The following is a 17,620-nucleotide window of genomic DNA, read 5'->3' as shown; positions in this document are numbered from 1 at the left end:
TACTATTAAGGCGTTTTTTTTAGCTTTTAATTAAGAGACATTAGATGACAGAGATAATAGAAAAAACAGGATTACGCTGGTTATGGATTACAGTAATTCTATTAATTTTAGATCAGGCGACTAAATATTGGACGGTACAGGCACTTGACCTTTATGAGTCTTACCAAGTGTTATCATTTTTTAATTTTACCTATGCACGTAACTTTGGTGCCGCTTTTAGTTTTTTAGGTGATGCAAGTGGCTGGCAGAAATACCTATTTACAGGCATTGCTTTTGCTGTTTCTGCTTTTTTACTTTACTCGCTAAAGCAAAACCGTTTTGATAAGCGTTGGGAAAACATCGCTTTTAGTCTGGTACTATCTGGGGCGATAGGTAATGCGATGGATCGCGTAATATTTGGTTATGTGGTTGATTTTTTAGATTTTGATTTAGGTTTCTACCGTTGGCCAACCTTTAATGTTGCAGATATTGCGATATTTATTGGTGCTGCGATGATTATTCTTGGTTCTATTATCTACCCTGAACAAAAAGCCGATGCGGCAGATGAAAAATTAGATGAAAAGGAAAACAAATAATGACTAATGCTGTAAATACAATATCTTCAAACAGCGAAGTGATGATGCACTTCTCGATTCGTTTAGCCGATGGCTCTGCAGTAGACAGTAGCAAGGTCGACGATAAACCCGCTAAGTTTGTGATGGGCGATGGCAGTTTAACGCCTAATTTTGAAAAGTGTTTGCTGGGCTTAGCAGAGGGGCAGTCTGAAACTTTTACGCTACCACCAGAAGATGCCTTTGGTTTACCTAATCCTGACAATATTCATCACTTAGAACTGAGTAAATTTAGTAATGATGTCCCTGCTGAAGTAGGTACCATTATTACTTTCACACAACCAGATGGTAGTGAATTACCAGGTATTATTCGTGATGTGATTGCAGATAGTGTAACGGTTGATTTCAATCACCCACTTGCAGGGCAAACACTGACTTTTGAAGTTGATGTACTGGAAGTACTTTAAGTACTTAGTTTGGAGTTTTTATGGAAATTATTTTAGCTAACCCACGTGGTTTCTGTGCCGGTGTGCATCGTGCTATTTCAATTGTAGAGCGTGCATTAGACCTTTTTCCTTCGCCTATTTATGTGCGTCATGAAGTCGTACACAATCAATATGTAGTTGACGGCTTAAAAGCACGCGGTGCTGTTTTTGTTGAAGAACTCGATGAAGTACCAGACGATAATATTGTTATTTTCAGTGCTCATGGTGTAGCGCAGTCAGTGCGAAATGAAGCGAAACGTCGTGATTTGAAAGTGTTTGATGCAACCTGCCCATTGGTAACTAAAGTACATATGGAAGTGACGCGTGCTAGTCGTCGTGCCCAAGAGTGTATTTTAATTGGCCATGAAGGACATCCTGAAGTGGTCGGTACGATGGGGCAATATGATAATATTGAGGGTGGCATCTATTTAGTTGAGTCACCTGAAGATGTGGCTAAATTACAGGTAAAAGATCAGAGTAACCTTTGTTATAGCTCACAAACAACCCTGTCTGTTGATGATACTGCTAATATAATCGATGCATTACGTGAAAAATTCCCTGAGATTAAAGGGCCTCGTAAAGATGATATCTGTTACGCAACGCAAAACCGTCAGGACTCAGTGAAGGATCTTGCCAATATTACCGATCTGGTGTTGGTGGTTGGCTCTACGAACTCTTCAAACTCTAACCGTCTACGTGAAAAAGCAAGTTGTGAAGGGGTGAATGCATACCTGATTGATAACGCGTCTGACATCAACCATGACTGGTTTAAAAACGTATCGAAAGTCGGGGTAACAGCAGGTGCTTCTGCGCCAGAGGTTTTGGTAAAAGCAGTGATTGATAAGTTAAAAACACTCGGTGGTAATTTAATCATTGAAAATCCAGGTGTACAAGAAAATACCGTTTTTGAAGTGCCACCTGAACTGCGTATTAGAGAGGTAAACTAAAAGTTAATATTAGGTATTCGTACACCTGTTTAGTGATGGATCACAGAATAATAGATTTAGATATTTAATTTTGTTTCAAATAGTTGTATAAATGTTATTCTATGTTGTTTGAGTGACATTTTTTTTACTGTTATAACAAGGAATGTTATGAATCGGTTTAATACAAACAAACAAGGCTTTACCTTAGTAGAGCTAATGGTCACTATCGCAGTGGCCATGATCTTATTGTTCGTTGTTGTACCCTCATTTTCAGGGATTATTGAATCTAGCAAGGAGCGTGCAACACGTGACTTGCTCGTGAGTTCAATCTTTGCAGCAAAACAGCAAGCACAAAGTAAGCGCAGAACCGTTTACATTTGCCCAACAACTGATGATATTAATTGTGCTAATAGTTGGGGTAGTAACTGGCTTGCATATGAAGATGAAGATGATTCCGATGACCTGAGTAATGGTGATATTGTTTTTGCAAATGTATCTTCTGAAACAGATCTAATCATTAGTAATGAATTACAAATTGCTTTTTCTCCTACTGGTCACTCAACCGCTAATATATTCCAAATTTGCAGTAATACAGAAAGCACTGCTGCTTATCAAATACAATTAACGCGTATGGGACGAATTAGTTACCTGACTCCAACTGGAGGTTGCCCATGAATACTCAAAAAGGAACAACGTTAATTGAGGTGTTAATTGCACTATTTATTGTTGCTATTGGTGTGCTGGGGCATGCAAAAATGCAGATGAAATCAATGGATGTGGCGCAGCAAGCTAGTTTTTCTCAGGTCGCTAATACAGCTCTGTTAGATTTATCACAAAGAATGCGAGCCAATGCTGATTTAGCAAGCGATTTCGTTGTCACCAATCTTGCTAATGGTAACGATATAGCGGCGAATGTGGATTGCTCAGCAGCTGTTTGTACTAATGCACAATTTGCACAATCAGAGCTAGCGGAGTGGTTTAATCATCTGCAAAATAATCTTCCCTCTCCCCGTTTCTCTGTCGAACAAAGCACTGACCTTTATACCCTCACTTTAATTTGGGATACAGCACAATCTGGGACTGGGACTGCAGGCTGTGTTATGGCTAATGATGATTCATATAAATGTGGGAGTATGGAAGTATGGATTCCTTAAAAAAATCCAATAAGGGCTTTAGCTTAGTTGAATTAATGATCGCGATGGTTGCTTCGTTGTTAATCGTTGCGAGTCTTTTCTATTCAGTGATTGGTGATTTAAAAGCTTATGAGTCTGCCAGAGGAACACAAAATTTAGTTGCTAAAAGTAGGATGTCAGTTAATACATTAAGGCTTTACATTCAACAAGCTGGATTCAGAGATATTGAAGCATTAAAAGCAAATACTGTTTATGACGCAGATGTTTCTGCTGCAACAATTTGGAATTGGGAGGCAGGGCAAATAATGCAAGGAACAACCAGCTCTGCAACGATCACAGATAATAAAACAGATTCAGATATCATTGCGTTACGCTTTTCAGGTGCCGCTACTGATGGCATCGTTTCTTGCGCAGGTGATGATATTGCTTCTGCAGTGATGCATGAAATAACCCTATATGTTGATGATCATGATCAGCTAAGGTGTCGAGATAATACAGATGCAGCATTAATTCTAGATGAGGCGGTAGAGTTTTTAGAGCTAATGTATGGCACAACTGATAACCCAACACGTTATTTTAGCGCAAATGATGTCGCTGATTGGAGCTCGGTTAATCGTATTAAGGTTGGCTTATTATTATCTCAAGAGGTTTCTGCAAATCATTTAGAGAATAACAATAGCTATACACTTTTTAATCACACTGTGAGTGCGGCTAATGATACCAACTATAGAACAGTCGTTGTCGAAACTGTCATTATTGAAAACCAAGGAGGGTGATGTGAATTATATTAATAATAATAAGCAAAGAGGCGCTGCATTAATTACCTCTTTATTAATTGTTGTGGTTATCTCGATATTAGGTGTTGCAGTTGGTAAACAAGTTATTGCTTTAAAAAAAGTAAGTACGGTTAATTATGATTATACGTTAAGCCTTGATCACGCTGAGTCCGCTTTAGCAACTGTAGGTAGTGTTTTTGACGCTAACATAACTTCGCCTGATGTCATCGAAGCACTTTCTACACCTTTGCAAGCAGGTAGTTGGTGGCGCGATATTAATAACTGGGGGGCGGCGACGGATGTAACACAGGTGGAAGATGTAGCTGTGTCACCTGCTTATCTTATTGAGGATTCTGGACTAGATACCATCAACCTTGCCATTGGGGATCCGACTGTTATTCGAATGCATTATTATCGAGTGACGGCAAGGGCACAGGGAAAAGGGGAGTCAGTGGCTTTCCTACAAGCTTATTATGCGACGCCGGAGTAATTATTTGAATATTCAACATAAAAAAAACAACATAGCAGGGTTTACTCTGATTGAACTCTTAATCTCAATTGCGATAATCGGCATTCTAAGTGCAGTTGCTTACCCTAGTTATACTAGCGTAATGGAAAAAGCGCGACGCGAAGAAGCGAAGAGAACATTGCTTGAAGCTTCACAAATAATGGAAAGTTATTATGCGATGAATTTGAATTATAGTAATGCGGTATCTGCTAGTGCGGTTACTATTTTTACAACCAATGCAGATTTTGATGAGTATTATAATTTAACGGGAGTTACTGCAGCAACGTCATTTACTTTAACAGCGACACCAATTGCAAGTGGCGCACAAAGCGGTGATGACTGCGGTACATTGACCATTACAAATACGGGCATTACCAGTGCGAGTACTACCGGTTGTTGGTAGAAAAAGGAATTTATTGTGAATAAGTTATTATCAAATAGAACATTATTAGCATCGTCTCTCTTTTTTACCGCGAGTATGGTAAATGCCGGTGATATGGCGTTAGCGAATAAACCATTATATACAGGAACAACCGAAGCACCGATGATGATGTTGGTGATGGGGCGCGATCACACCTTATACTACGAAGCATATAATGATGCCTCTGATCTCGATAATATTGATGGGCTTGATATTAAATTTAAACCCGGTTACGTCTACGAAGGTTATTTTGATTCAGTGAAGTGTTATAAACAAGAATCTAATGTTTTTGTACCTAAGCGTATTGCCGATACCTGTACTGAGTCCAATGAATGGAGTGGTAACTTTCTTAATTATGTAACCATGACTCGCATGGATGTATTACGTAAGGTGCTTTATGGTGGGATGCGCAAAATTGATGATGAGGATCAAACCATTTTAGAGCGTATGTTTATTCCTCAAGATGCGCATAGTTGGGCTAAGGCTTATAGCTCTATAGCTATAGATGGTTATGATATTCGTGATTATACACCATTCGATCTGCCAGATAGTGATGCTCAACACTTCTTTGCTTCTGTCACATATACGAGCGAAAGTGAGTTACCATCATTACAAGTAATAAAAAATGCTAAAAATGTGAATAACTTAGACGACTGGGGAGTATGGACGTGGGCATCGACTGAGCGCCCTGTTTTGAACTTAGATAAGAATAAGGCTAATAAAGATGGGATAAGTTCTCTTTATGATCTGCATCAACAAGGTGATGTTGATAAAGAGAATTTTAAAGTGACCGTTGAGGTCTGTGTAGATGGTTTACTTGAAAGTAACTGTAAACCTTATACCGATGATGATGGAGCTATTACTTATAAACCGACAGGGCTATTGCATGATTATGGTGAAGATGATCAAATGTTATTTGGGTTGTTGACCGGTAGCTATGATAAAAATCTATCTGGAGGGGTATTAAGAAAAGCGATTAGTCAGTTTTCTGAAGAGATAAATTCTGATACGGGACAATTCACTTCAGCGTCAGAAGGCATTGTTGCAACGATTGATAAATTAAAAATTCATGGTTTTCGATACAGTAATCAAGATTATAATACCAATTGTGGTTGGATAACAACAAGGACTATTAATGAAGGGGAGTGTGCCTCTTGGGGGAACCCTGTTGGCGAGATGCTTTATGAAACTATGCGTTATTTTTCCGGTGCTTCAAGTCCGAGCGCAACCTATGATACTAATGGTAATAATACTTACGATGCTTCATTGAATTTAACTGCAGTTACATGGGATGACCCCTATCAAAGCCGTGGTACATGCTCGCGACCTAATACCTTATTAGTTAGTGATATAAACCCGTCATATGACTCCGATCAGTTACCAGGTGCTTATTCAACCTTTGCTTCAACTTATAGCGGTAGTGTTTTGCAAGGGGATGATGGCACCGGTTTTAATCTCACTACATTATTGAATGCTATATCAGGTGCTGAAAGTATATCTGGGGACTATTTCATTGGTCAGTCTGGTACGACTTATGATGGTGCTCCTACCGAGAAAAATATTTTAGGGCTCAGTTCTATACGCGGGTTAGCGCCTGCAGAGCCAACCAAACAAGGCAGTTATAGCTCTGCTGCGGTCGCTTATTTTGGCCTTAATAACGACATACATCCGAATAAAGCAGAGGAGCAAAATGTCACTACGATGGTCGTCGCCCTCGCTTCTAATCTGCCAGAAATTTCTATAAATGTTGATGGTGATACTGTAAAAATTGTTCCTTTTGCCAAGTCTGTTGGCGGGAGTAGTATTAATAGCAGTGAAAGTAGCTACCAGCCAACTAATACAATTGTTGATTGGTATGTTGAATCAATTGGAACAGACAAAGGTACTTTTCGTATCAACTTTGAAGATGTTGAGCAGGGCGCCGATCACGATATGGATATGATCGTTAAATATAGCTATGAAGTGAAAGACCTCTGCTTTGAATACAATAATGGCCGTTGTAAAACTAAAAAGGGCGTAGAAATATCACTTGATTCTACCTATGCGGCTGGTGGTATTGATCAACATGCTGGTTATATTATTTCTGGTACGACGAATGATGGAATGTATCTTGAAGTAAAAGATCTACATGGTCGCGATGTTAAGTATTACCTAGATACTCCGGATAGTGATGTTTTTAGTAACCGTGATACCACTGATAGTAATGAAAACTTAGGGCTAACAGCGACACGAAACTTTTTTCCAAGTGAAACTGACGCCGCTGAATTTTTGCCCTCTCCACTTTGGTATGCGGCTAAATGGGGGGGATTCGTTGATGACAATAATAGCGGAACACCGGATCAATCTTCAGAATGGGATGTAAGTGGTGCAAAGGACGGTGGTGCCGATGGTGATCCAGATAATTACTTCCCAGTGACTAATGCGGGTGAGTTAAGAGGGCAGCTTGCTGCGGCTTTTGACCTTGCTTTTGATGGTCCTGCAAGTGGTACTGCGCCTGTATTCTCTTCAAATTTTTTAGTAAGTGGTACATTAGTGTATCAGACCGCATTTGAAGAGATTAATTGGAGTGGCGATGTTAAGGCTTATGTAGCAGATACTGATGGTGTATATCCAACAACTGAAACATGGAGTGCCGCAGAGAAGTTAGATGCAATGGGCTGGGGGAAGCGCAATATATTTAGCCGCCGTAATGATGTTCAGGGCACTGTATTCAAATTTGAATGGCCGTCAGGAGATGCCGCAGAAGCCAAGACTATTTTTACCGATTCACAATGGGCTAGTTTATTGATTGGTCGAACGACTGAAAATAAAAATAATTACCGTGAACAACTTATTAAATATATCCAAGGGAAACGTTACCACGAAGCTGAAGATACTAATTATGACTTTAGAGAGCGCAGCAGTCGCTTAGGGGATATTATTAACTCAACGCCTTACCATGTGTCTAGCCAAAATGGCCATGATGTAAAAAAAGAGGTACTTGTTTTTGGTGCTAACGATGGCATGGTACATATTGTTAACGCGGCTAATGGTAGAGAACTTGCTGCTTATATACCGAGTGGTATCTACGACACGCTAGCCAACTACGCGCAGAATGAGTATATCCATGAATATTCTGTGGATGGTGGTATAAGCGCTTACTCTGATGAGAATGATTTAATTAATATTGGTTTGACGGATAAAGTTGGCAGAACAACCGTTGTGGGGCGTTTAGGTCTTGGGGTGAAAGGTTTATATGCCATTGATGTATCTAAAATAGGAACCCCTACTGCAGCGATGATGAGTTGGGAGATAACTGAGAAGACAACCGGTTTCGAAGGGCTTGGTTACAGTATTTCATCACCGACAATAGTTAAATTAGCGATTGAAGATAGTGGTGTTTCTAAAGTTGGTGTTATTTTCAATAATGGTTATAACTCAAGTGAAACGGATGGCGCTATCTATATTGCCAATCTTAGCGATGGTCGTTTAATTAAAAAGCTAAGTGTGGGTGATCAAACAGATCCAACTGGATTAGGTAGACCTAATGCATTAGCTCAGCCGACTATTATCGATAATGATGGTGATGGTATTGGGGATCATATTTTCGTTGGTGATCTATTTGGTAATATGTGGGTATTTGATATTTCTAGTGATGATACTGATGACTGGGGGATATTAAATGAGGATAACTACCCATTATTTACCGCTTATAGTCCAACCATGGAAAATAGTGTTTACCTGCCACAATCAATAACAAGTCGCCCTTCTGTCGCTCGTCATCCAAGTGGTAGTGGCGTATTGGTCGCATTTGGTACGGGTAAGTATGTTGAGTTTTCAGATACCGAGGTATCGAATCAAGCGACACAGAGCTTTTATGTTATCGCTGATAAATTAGATGGTACTGTGGTTAATGCATCGAGAGATAGCAGTGACGAGAATAAGTTTACTGACTTGCAAGCACAATCAATTGTAAAACAGAATGACACTGGTCGAGTGTTATCTTCTAATGCTGTAGATTGGGATAGTGTGAGTGGCTTTTATCTTGATTTAGTGAATACCGCAGATAGTAATAGTGACAACTATGGTGAGCGACAAGTTGGTAATAGCGCGTTATTTTCTAATAAAGTGAGTTTTATAACGCTACTTCCTAATGAAGATGCTTGTGAGTTTGGCGGTTCTGGATGGTATATGGAATTAAATTTATATACGGGACAAACTTGGAATGTAGGCACAGTGGAAGAAGATGATCCTAGTACCCCTGATGTTGATGAATCAATCCCTAGTGATAGTTCTCATCGACATGTAGACGGAATTGCGACCGATATAAGATCTGTGATTGCAGTTCCTTTTACTACAATTATTAATGAGGATGGAGACGAAGAACGCGTTCAAGAGGAATTAAAGATAATGAACTGTGCGATGTTGAGTACAGGTAAGTCCTTTTGTATTGAAGACGATATGATCCCAACAGGGAGAATCAGTTGGCGCCAGTTATACTAGCCATAGTGAGGGTTTTATTACTTAACCTAATTTTTGATTAATAGCGTCGTAATATATATAAATATCAAAGCGTTATTTTTATTGTGCCCATAATCGAAGTTATATATTAAAAGGCTGCTCGTATTAATCATATCGGTTAAAGCGAGTAGCCTTTTTTATTAGTTTACTCTGTTCTATGAGGGAAAAGTGAGCTACATAGCTGTGAAATTGTTGATAGAAAAGTATAATGTTTGAGTGTTATGTTGTTTTTAATTTTCTATCTGTATATTGTTATCAGTTAGTATTTAAGTAGAAAATAATTATTTAATAATAAAGAGAGTGTCATGAAAAAAATTGAAGCGATAATTAAACCTTTTAAAATGGATGATGTACGTGAGGCGTTGGCTGATATTGATATTACAGGGATGACGGTATCGGAAGTAAAAGGTTTTGGCCGTCAAAAAGGTCATACTGAACTGTATCGTGGTGCTGAATATATGGTCGACTTTTTACCAAAAGTTAAAATTGAGCTAGTGGTAAATAAAGAAGATGTTGAGCGTTGTATCGAAGCGATTATGAGTACTGCTCAAACAGGTAAGATTGGCGATGGTAAAATATTTGTAATGCCAGTAGAGCGTGTTATTCGTATCCGTACCGGTGAAGAGGATGCTGAAGCGGTATAACCGCTGTAGTATTTACTTCATTATGAGCTGTCAGTAATTTGCTGACAGCTTTTTTTTATTCTAAAAATAGTGAGTATTCATTAATCTGTTTTCTACCAATCAAATAGTGTCCAACGCTCACTTCTTTTGACTGTTCGGCTATTTGGGTAGTTTAATTTTAATACCGCTAATGCATTCTCTTTCGGTTCCACTAAACCCAATTCATCATAAGCGATGATCATCAGATTAAGTGCATCTTGTACTGATGATGTATCAGGATAGTTATTTAACACTAATTTACTACGATTAATTGCCGCAACGTAAGCTTCACGTCGAATATACCATTCTGCTATAGAAACTTCATAACGTGCTAAGCGATCCTTAATAAATACCATTCTTTGCTGTGCATCCACCGCATAGCGACTATTTGGGTAGTATTTAATAAGATGGTTAAAATCTTTAAAGGCTTGTATTGAATGGCTAGGATCGCGATTATGACGATCAATACCAAACATATTCTGGAAAAACTGCTGATCCGTTCCCATATGAGTTAAGCCGCGTAAGTAATAAAGATAATCAAGATCAGGGTGAGCCGGATTAAGACGCATGAATCGGTCTATATTTGCCAGTGCCAACGCAGTTTCATCGCGTTTGTAGTAAGCATAAATGAGATCCATTTGAACTTGATCTGAATGCGGGCCGAAAGGATAACGGCTATCTAAGGCCTCTAATACTTCAGCTGCCTTTTCATAGTTTGCTGACTCAAGTGCATCTTGTGCATCACGATAAAGTTCAACGGGTGGCTTATCATCAACCTTAGGAGCTTCATTTTTTTTAGAAGAGCAGCCTACGGTAAAAAAAATAATGAAAGTAGAGGTCGTTATTAGTCTGAGGATCTTTTTCATAAGTGTTATAATGCCTGTAATGCCTTTCTAAAAATCGAGTTGATAGGGACACAGTATCTGCTATCGACCTAAAAAAGAAAAGTTAAAAAAGACAAAATGTGACAAGATTGCACTACAATGCGCAAATCCAAGTTTATTAATAGATATTAGCGCCTTATAGTCGTGCTAAATGTGAAAAGAAGAGAAGATAATATGAGTCAAGAGTTACACCTAACCGCCGAAGTGACCGAACAACAATTAGGTTTCCGCTTAGATAAAGCGCTAGCGTCGTTATTTCCTGACTATTCTCGCACGCGCATTAAAGAATGGATCTTAGAAGGAATGGTTCAAATTGATGGCGAAGTGATCAATGTTCCTCGTGAAAAAGTTTATACTCATCAAGCAGTTGAAGTAAATGCCTTTCTAGAAGACGAAGTTGTATTTAAAGCGCAAAATATCGAGCTTGATATTATCTTTGAAGATGAACATATTTTAGTAATCAATAAACCAGCTGGTTTAGTGGTTCACCCTGGTGCAGGTAATCCAGACGGCACTGTATTAAATGCGCTGTTATACCGCTACCCAGAAATTGCTGAAGTACCACGTGCAGGTATCGTGCACCGTTTAGATAAAGACACAACGGGTCTAATGGTTATCGCAAAAACAATTCCTGCACAAACTCATCTAGTAACAAGTTTACAAGCACGTGAAATTACACGTGAATATGATGCTATTGCGATGGGTATCTTTACTGCCGGTGGTCGTGTTGAGGCGCCTATTGGTCGTGATAAAGTGAATCGTGTAAAAATGGCTGTTGCAACTGTGGGCGGTAAACATGCCGTTACTCATTATCGTGTTGCTGAAAAATACCGTGCGCATACACGTTTACGTTTACGTTTAGAAACGGGCCGTACACACCAAATCCGTGTGCATATGGCACATCTTGGTCATGTACTGGCTGGCGACCCAGTTTACGGTGGTCGTCCTCGTCCACCAAAAGGGGCTGCTGAAGAGTTAACAACAACACTACGTGCCTTTAAACGCCAAGCGTTACACGCAACAATGTTACGTTTGGAGCATCCAATCACGGGTGAGTTAATGGAATGGCATGCGCCAGTGCCAGAAGATATGGCAAAATTAGCTGCAGTGTTACGTGCGGATGCTATTTTCTACGAACAGTAAAAATTAGATATTAGATGATAGTTATTAGTCGTTAGTTTGTTATCTTTCGGCTGATAGCTGATAGCTTTTCAGGAGCCTTTTTATGCTTAATTTAATCACTCCTAACTGGTCGGCGCCTGCGCATATTAAAGCCTTTTCAACTACCCGCATTGGTGGAGTAAGTGAGGGGGCTTTTCAAGGATTAAATTTAGGTTCACACGTTGATGACAACCCTAAAGTTGTACAACAAAACCGTCTACTGTTAAATCAACACCTCGCTTTACCATCCCCACTTTGTTGGTTAAATCAAACTCATAGCACACTGCTATTAAAAATAGATAATCATACTCAGCAAGGTATAGAGGCTGATGCATCATGGACAGATCTAAATAAACAGGTTTGTGTTGTGATGACAGCAGATTGCTTACCGGTATTGATTACTGATAAACAGGGTAGCTTTGTCTGTGCCATTCATGCTGGTTGGCGTGGGTTATGTGATGGTATTATCGAAAAATCATTGCAGGAAGTTTGTTCTAAATTAAAAGTAGCAACGACAGATTGTTTGATTTGGCTTGGTCCTTGTATTGGTAAAACCGCTTTTGAAGTTGGCAGTGAAGTCAGAGATGAATTTATTCAATTTGATGCACAAGCTACGTCTGCTTTTACTGTTCACCAAGATCGTTATCTGGCGGATCTTCACCAGCTTGCTCGATTACGTTTAGCTCCTTTTAATGTTGCACAGATCACCGCTAGCGACCATTGCACCTTCTCTGAAGCGGATCTTTTTTACTCTTATCGTCGTGATGGAAAAACCGGGCGTATGGCAACTATTATTTATATTGAACAGCACGAAATTTAAACAGCCACCTTGTAATATCGTCGATTAGTCCTCATCTTATAGTTATACCAAATTTAGTTCCTTTTATTTTCAAGTGGTTGCTTGGGCAGTGGGACATTTCAGGAGGCGATTATGCGTTTAGATAAACTGACCAGTAAATTCCAACTAGCGATTTCCGATGCGCAATCGCTCGCATTAGGACGAGATCATCAATATATCGAGTCGAGTCATCTTATGTTGGCGTTGCTCAATCAAAATGGTGGATCAATCCGTCCCATTTTGGCCGATCTTGAGATCGACCTTAATCAACTACGCTCACAACTCTCTGCCGAATTAGATCGTATTCCTGCTGTTTCTGGCATTGGTGGAGATATACAGCTCTCTGCTCAATTAGGCATATTGTTTAATCTTTGTGATAAATTTGCACAAAAAAATAAAGATAAATTTATCTCTTCAGAACTGTTTTTATTGGCAGCTTGTGAAGATAAAGGATCACTTGGAAAATTACTTTCAGATCTTGGCTTAACCAAAGAGAAGGTAAATAAATCCCTTAATAAGATCCGAGATGGGCAAAATGTAGACGATCAGAATAGTGATGGGCAAGAGCAGGCATTAGCAAAATTTACTATCGATCTCACCGAGCGTGCCGAGCAGGGTAAGTTAGATCCGGTGATCGGACGTGACGATGAAGTGCGCCGCATGATTCAGGTTTTACAACGCCGCACCAAAAATAACCCAGTAATTATCGGTGAGCCAGGTGTCGGTAAAACAGCGATCGTGGAAGGCCTTGCACAACGCATTATCAACGGTGAAGTCCCAGAAGGACTCAAAAACAAACGTGTATTATCGTTGGATATGGGATCGCTGATCGCAGGGGCAAAATATCGTGGTGAATTCGAAGAGCGTTTAAAATCAGTACTTGCTGAACTCTCTAAAGAGGAGGGGCAAGTGATCCTGTTTATCGATGAGTTGCATACCATGGTTGGCGCGGGTAAAACTGATGGTGCGATGGATGCCAGTAATATGCTTAAACCTGCCCTTGCACGTGGCGAGCTACATTGTGTGGGTGCAACTACTTTAGATGAATATCGTCAATATATTGAAAAAGATGCCGCACTTGAGCGCCGTTTTCAGAAAGTACAGGTTGATGAACCAAGCGTTGAAGATACCATTGCTATTTTACGCGGACTAAAAGAACGTTATGAGTTACACCATAAAGTAGAGATCACCGATCCTGCCATTGTTGCTGCAGCTACTTTGTCACACCGTTATATCTCGGATCGACAGTTACCAGATAAAGCGATCGATCTGATTGATGAAGCTGCATCAAGCATTCGTCTTCAGATGGACTCTAAACCAGAGAGTTTAGATAAGTTAGGTCGGAAAATAATCCAATTAACTGTCGAGCAAAAAGCACTTAAAAATGATACCGATGAAGCCACGGTTGAGCGTTTGCATAGCATTGAAAAGTCTTTAAAAACAAAAGGTAAAGAGTATCAACTGCTTGATGAAGTTTGGAAAGCGGAGAAAGCGGCACTTTCTGGTACACAGAATATTAAAAAAGCATTAGAGCAAGCACGTTTAAATCTAGAAATCGCCACACGTGCCGGCGACTTAACACGTATGTCTGAACTGCAATACGGTAAGATCCCTGAGCTTGAAAAACAGCTCGATCTTGCAGCTCAAGCTGAAATGCAAGAGATGACGCTACTTAAGCATAGCGTAACAGAGCATGAGATCGCCGAGATCCTTGCGCGCTGGACGGGTATTCCAGTGGATAAAATGTTGGAAGGTGAACGCGATAAATTGCTGAAAATGGAAAAACATCTGCATAGCCGTGTGATTGGTCAAAATGAAGCGATCGACGCGATCTCTAATGCGATCCGCCGTAGTCGTGCAGGTTTGAGTGATCCGGATCGTCCAATTGGATCATTCCTATTTTTAGGTCCAACTGGGGTGGGTAAAACAGAATCCTGCAAAGCACTTGCGCATTTCCTATTTGATAGCGAAGACTGCATGGTGCGCATTGATATGTCTGAATTTATGGAGAAGCATTCTGTTGCGCGTTTAGTTGGCGCACCTCCGGGTTATGTGGGTTATGAGGAGGGGGGCTATCTGACTGAAGCGGTACGTCGTAAACCCTACTCGGTGATTTTACTGGATGAGATAGAGAAAGCGCATCCCGATGTGTTTAATATTTTACTGCAAGTGCTTGATGATGGCCGTTTAACCGATGGGCAAGGGCGCACCGTTGATTTTCGAAATACGGTCATTATCATGACCTCGAATATTGGCTCAGATATTATTCATGAGCAGTTTGGCAGAAATAGCTACGATCAGGTAAAAGAGCAGCTATTAACAATATTACGCGGGCAATTTAAACCTGAGTTTTTAAATCGAATTGATGAGACGGTTGTTTTCCATCCGTTAGCTGAGATGCATATTAAATCGATTGCGACGATTCAGCTGCATCAGCTACAACAACGTTTGAAAGGCCTCGATTATCAACTGACCTTTAACGATGCATCAATTGAGCTATTAGTGAATGCTGGTTATGATCCGCTTTATGGTGCAAGACCACTTAAACGCGCGATTCAGCAGTTGCTTGAGAATCAATTAGCGGAAATGATAATTTCTGAAAAATTGATTAAAGGAAAGAAAATTTTAGTTGATGTTGAAGATGGAAAAATAAAGTTTGTACAATAACACCTTTCAACAATTAGATAGCTATTTGGTGAGTTTACAGCGCTTCTGGCAATTTGAAGCGTTTCACCATCATGATTATCCTTGGCACGTTAGTGATCCTGCCCTTTGCGATTTTTTAGATAATCTATCTGAGCAGGAGTTGCAACTTTATCAGCAACAACCTGAAAAGCTTCAGCCTTTATTAAACGCTTTTATAGGATCATTACGTGCGCTTAATGATCCGTTGTTTAATGTAAAACCACTTTCGTTCGTTGAACCCGATACACCATTTTGGTTAAGTAACGGTATTAAAGGGCGCAAGTGGTCTCAAATTTCTGCGTTTGCCTTGCAGATACAAGATCAAAACCCTGTCGTTGAGTGGTGTGCAGGTAAAGGGCATTTAGGACGCTTGATTAGTTGGCAACAAAAGCTATCCGTGACCTCTATTGAATGGCAACAAACACTGTGTGATTTAGGTGCTGCAGAAGCCAACAAAATGCAATTGATGCAGCAGTTTAAGCAGGCAGATGTATTAAAGGGTGAGGCTGATAGTTGTATTGATGCTAATTGTCATGCGGTTGCCTTACATGCTTGTGGGGATCTGCACCTGCGCCTTATCGCGTTAGCTAAAACACATAAACCCGCGCAACTCACCATTAGTCCTTGCTGTTATCATTTAACTAGTCAGCCTATTTATCAACCTTGCTCATCATCAGGAAAAAAATCATCATTAATCATTACTAAACAAAGGTTAAAGTTGGCGGTAAATAAGCAAACCACTACTGGCAAACGCCAAAGTCGTTTGAGTGAGCAAGAGGTTTTATGGCGCTTAGCTTTTGATGAATTACAAAAACAGTGTCTGAACACCACATCCTATTTTCCACTGCCTAGTTTTCCTAAAACACTATTATCAGAAGATTTTAATGCTTTTGTTTTATGGGCAATGCAGGAAAAGTCTCTCTCATTTGCACTACCAAGATCGTTACAACCCTTTTTACTGTCAGCGCAGCAGCGGCTTAAAAAAGTTCGTCGTATGGAACTTATTAGCCAATTCTTTGTACGTCCATTAGAACTTTGGTTAGTTCATGATCGAGCACTGTCACTGCAAGAATCGGGTTATCACGTTACACTATCTACTTTTTGCGATGAACAGATGACACCACGTAACCTATTGATTCAGGCACAAAGGAAAGGAGCTACTGATGCTAGATGCGATTTGTTACTTTACTGAAAATAATGATAGCGATATTAGAGAAAAAGTATTCTCTATCTTTGAGTTTAAGGCATTACCTGAAACCGAGATAGATAAGTTACGCTACTCACTGTTATGTCCTGTTTGTAGGCAGAAAGCGTATTTCAGAAAGGCATCTCGGGATGGTAAGCAGGCCTGTTTTGGAAGCCGTTACCATAATAGTGATTGTACTGAGTTTAATCCCTCTGCACGTAAATCGGAGGAGGAAAAGCAGATACTGGAAGTGGAAGCTTTATTACTTGAAGCTGATTCATTACAGATAAATTTTAATGCGCCTATCTCATCAAAAAAAATACAGAAAATAGACCCTAAACGAGTACACGAATCGGCAGAGAAAGAGCCGGACGCTAAAAAAAAGAGTGAGGGTGGTAATACACAGAGTGAGTTAACGGTTAATAAACAGGGGTTGAAAAAACTGCTAGTAAGTTTATTACGTGGTAGTTCGCTAGCTAGCTCTGATGTTTGGGTCTATACCAGTGAAAAGCATAAGTGGCGTGCTAAAAACCTGTTTGTGAATGTTAATGAAGCCGTTCCAACGGATAATGCTGCACCAAGAATGTATTGGGGAACCATCTCTCATGCAGATAAAAACCTGAATTGGTTGAATCCAGCAGAGGAGCGCAGCGTTTCAATTCCTATTGCTAAATATCGTGATCAACTATTAACACGTTTTGATATTCATGAACCTCGGGATCTAGAGGGCGCAGGGTTTATTATGTTCGCAAAATGCGTACAGAGTAAGGATAAAAAACGTAAGTTTTTACAGCTCTGGAGTAATGATGTGCAGCACTTTTATATTTCCAAAGCGCAGGATTAATTTGTTGTATTAATAAAAGACAGATACAAAAAAAGGGATAATCGCTTAGCGATTATCCCT

16 protein-coding genes are annotated in these 17,620 nt (G+C 39.8%); 15 read left to right on the top strand and 1 reads right to left on the bottom strand.

All coding sequences use genetic code 11. From position 1 onward, the window contains the following. The first annotated feature begins 44 nt into the window (after positions 1-44). The 10 genes from lspA to glnB all read left to right on the top strand — a co-directional run bounded on the left by lspA (position 45) and on the right by glnB (position 9,944). On the top strand, positions 45-575 hold the full coding sequence (lspA, locus tag QQK09_RS03145) for a signal peptidase II (protein ID WP_284202662.1): 531 nt from the start codon (positions 45-47) through the stop codon (positions 573-575). After that, entirely contained in the window at positions 575-1,018 is a 444-nt protein-coding gene (fkpB, locus tag QQK09_RS03140) for an FKBP-type peptidyl-prolyl cis-trans isomerase (RefSeq protein WP_284202661.1), read from the top strand. Before lspA ends, fkpB begins: the two co-directional genes overlap by 1 nt. Positions 1,019-1,038: 20 nt before the next feature. Beyond that, on the top strand, positions 1,039-1,983 hold the full coding sequence (gene ispH / locus QQK09_RS03135; protein WP_284202660.1) for a 4-hydroxy-3-methylbut-2-enyl diphosphate reductase: 945 nt from the start codon (positions 1,039-1,041) through the stop codon (positions 1,981-1,983). Between the two features lie 147 nt (positions 1,984-2,130). Next, on the top strand, positions 2,131-2,637 hold the full coding sequence (locus tag QQK09_RS03130) for a GspH/FimT family pseudopilin (RefSeq protein ID WP_284202659.1): 507 nt from the start codon (positions 2,131-2,133) through the stop codon (positions 2,635-2,637). After that, positions 2,634-3,116 (top strand): type IV pilus modification protein PilV, encoded by a 483-nt coding sequence (gene pilV, locus QQK09_RS03125; protein WP_284202658.1) that lies wholly within the window; start codon positions 2,634-2,636, stop codon positions 3,114-3,116. Before QQK09_RS03130 ends, pilV begins: the two co-directional genes overlap by 4 nt. Next, a complete protein-coding gene (locus QQK09_RS03120) occupies positions 3,104-3,871 on the top strand; it encodes a PilW family protein (protein ID WP_284202657.1) in 768 nt (255 codons plus the stop codon). The genes pilV and QQK09_RS03120 overlap by 13 nt, the downstream gene beginning before the upstream one ends. 1 nt (position 3,872) lies before the next feature. Further along, positions 3,873-4,361 (top strand): pilus assembly PilX family protein, encoded by a 489-nt coding sequence (locus QQK09_RS03115; RefSeq protein ID WP_284202656.1) that lies wholly within the window; start codon positions 3,873-3,875, stop codon positions 4,359-4,361. A gap of 4 nt (positions 4,362-4,365) precedes the next feature. Next, a complete protein-coding gene (locus QQK09_RS03110; protein WP_284202655.1) occupies positions 4,366-4,782 on the top strand; it encodes a type IV pilin protein in 417 nt (138 codons plus the stop codon). Positions 4,783-4,797: 15 nt separating this feature from the next. Further along, positions 4,798-9,282, top strand: coding sequence for a pilus assembly protein (locus tag QQK09_RS03105; RefSeq protein ID WP_284202654.1), 4,485 nt, complete (start codon positions 4,798-4,800; stop codon positions 9,280-9,282). A gap of 323 nt (positions 9,283-9,605) precedes the next feature. Next, the gene (glnB, locus tag QQK09_RS03100; protein ID WP_284202653.1) at positions 9,606-9,944 is read left to right on the top strand and encodes a nitrogen regulatory protein P-II; all 339 of its coding nucleotides are present in this window, start codon (positions 9,606-9,608) and stop codon (positions 9,942-9,944) included. Positions 9,945-10,036: 92 nt separating this feature from the next. On the opposite strand, the gene QQK09_RS03095 is transcribed toward glnB, so the two are convergent. Continuing rightward, positions 10,037-10,828: an outer membrane protein assembly factor BamD gene (locus QQK09_RS03095; RefSeq protein WP_284202652.1), complete on the bottom strand. Its 792-nt coding sequence runs from the start codon at positions 10,826-10,828 to the stop codon at positions 10,037-10,039. A gap of 192 nt (positions 10,829-11,020) precedes the next feature. Between QQK09_RS03095 and rluD the strand changes: the two genes are divergently transcribed. From rluD to QQK09_RS03070, 5 genes are all read left to right on the top strand, one after another. After that, the gene (gene rluD / locus QQK09_RS03090; protein WP_284202651.1) at positions 11,021-11,989 is read left to right on the top strand and encodes a 23S rRNA pseudouridine(1911/1915/1917) synthase RluD; all 969 of its coding nucleotides are present in this window, start codon (positions 11,021-11,023) and stop codon (positions 11,987-11,989) included. An 82-nt stretch (positions 11,990-12,071) separates the two neighbouring features. Beyond that, entirely contained in the window at positions 12,072-12,827 is a 756-nt protein-coding gene (gene pgeF / locus QQK09_RS03085; RefSeq protein ID WP_284202650.1) for a peptidoglycan editing factor PgeF, read from the top strand. Positions 12,828-12,938: 111 nt separating this feature from the next. Beyond that, positions 12,939-15,512: an ATP-dependent chaperone ClpB gene (clpB, locus tag QQK09_RS03080; protein ID WP_284202649.1), complete on the top strand. Its 2,574-nt coding sequence runs from the start codon at positions 12,939-12,941 to the stop codon at positions 15,510-15,512. Further along, the gene (locus tag QQK09_RS03075) at positions 15,502-16,722 is read left to right on the top strand and encodes a methyltransferase (RefSeq protein WP_284202648.1); all 1,221 of its coding nucleotides are present in this window, start codon (positions 15,502-15,504) and stop codon (positions 16,720-16,722) included. Before clpB ends, QQK09_RS03075 begins: the two co-directional genes overlap by 11 nt. Continuing rightward, a complete protein-coding gene (locus QQK09_RS03070; protein ID WP_284202647.1) occupies positions 16,694-17,560 on the top strand; it encodes a hypothetical protein in 867 nt (288 codons plus the stop codon). Before QQK09_RS03075 ends, QQK09_RS03070 begins: the two co-directional genes overlap by 29 nt. Positions 17,561-17,620: the final 60 nt, after the last annotated feature.

The sequence above is a fragment of the Psychromonas marina genome, from assembly GCF_030161115.1.
Taxonomy (GTDB): Bacteria; Pseudomonadota; Gammaproteobacteria; order Enterobacterales; family Psychromonadaceae; genus Psychromonas; species Psychromonas marina.
This window is presented reverse-complemented; position numbering and strand designations above follow the sequence as displayed.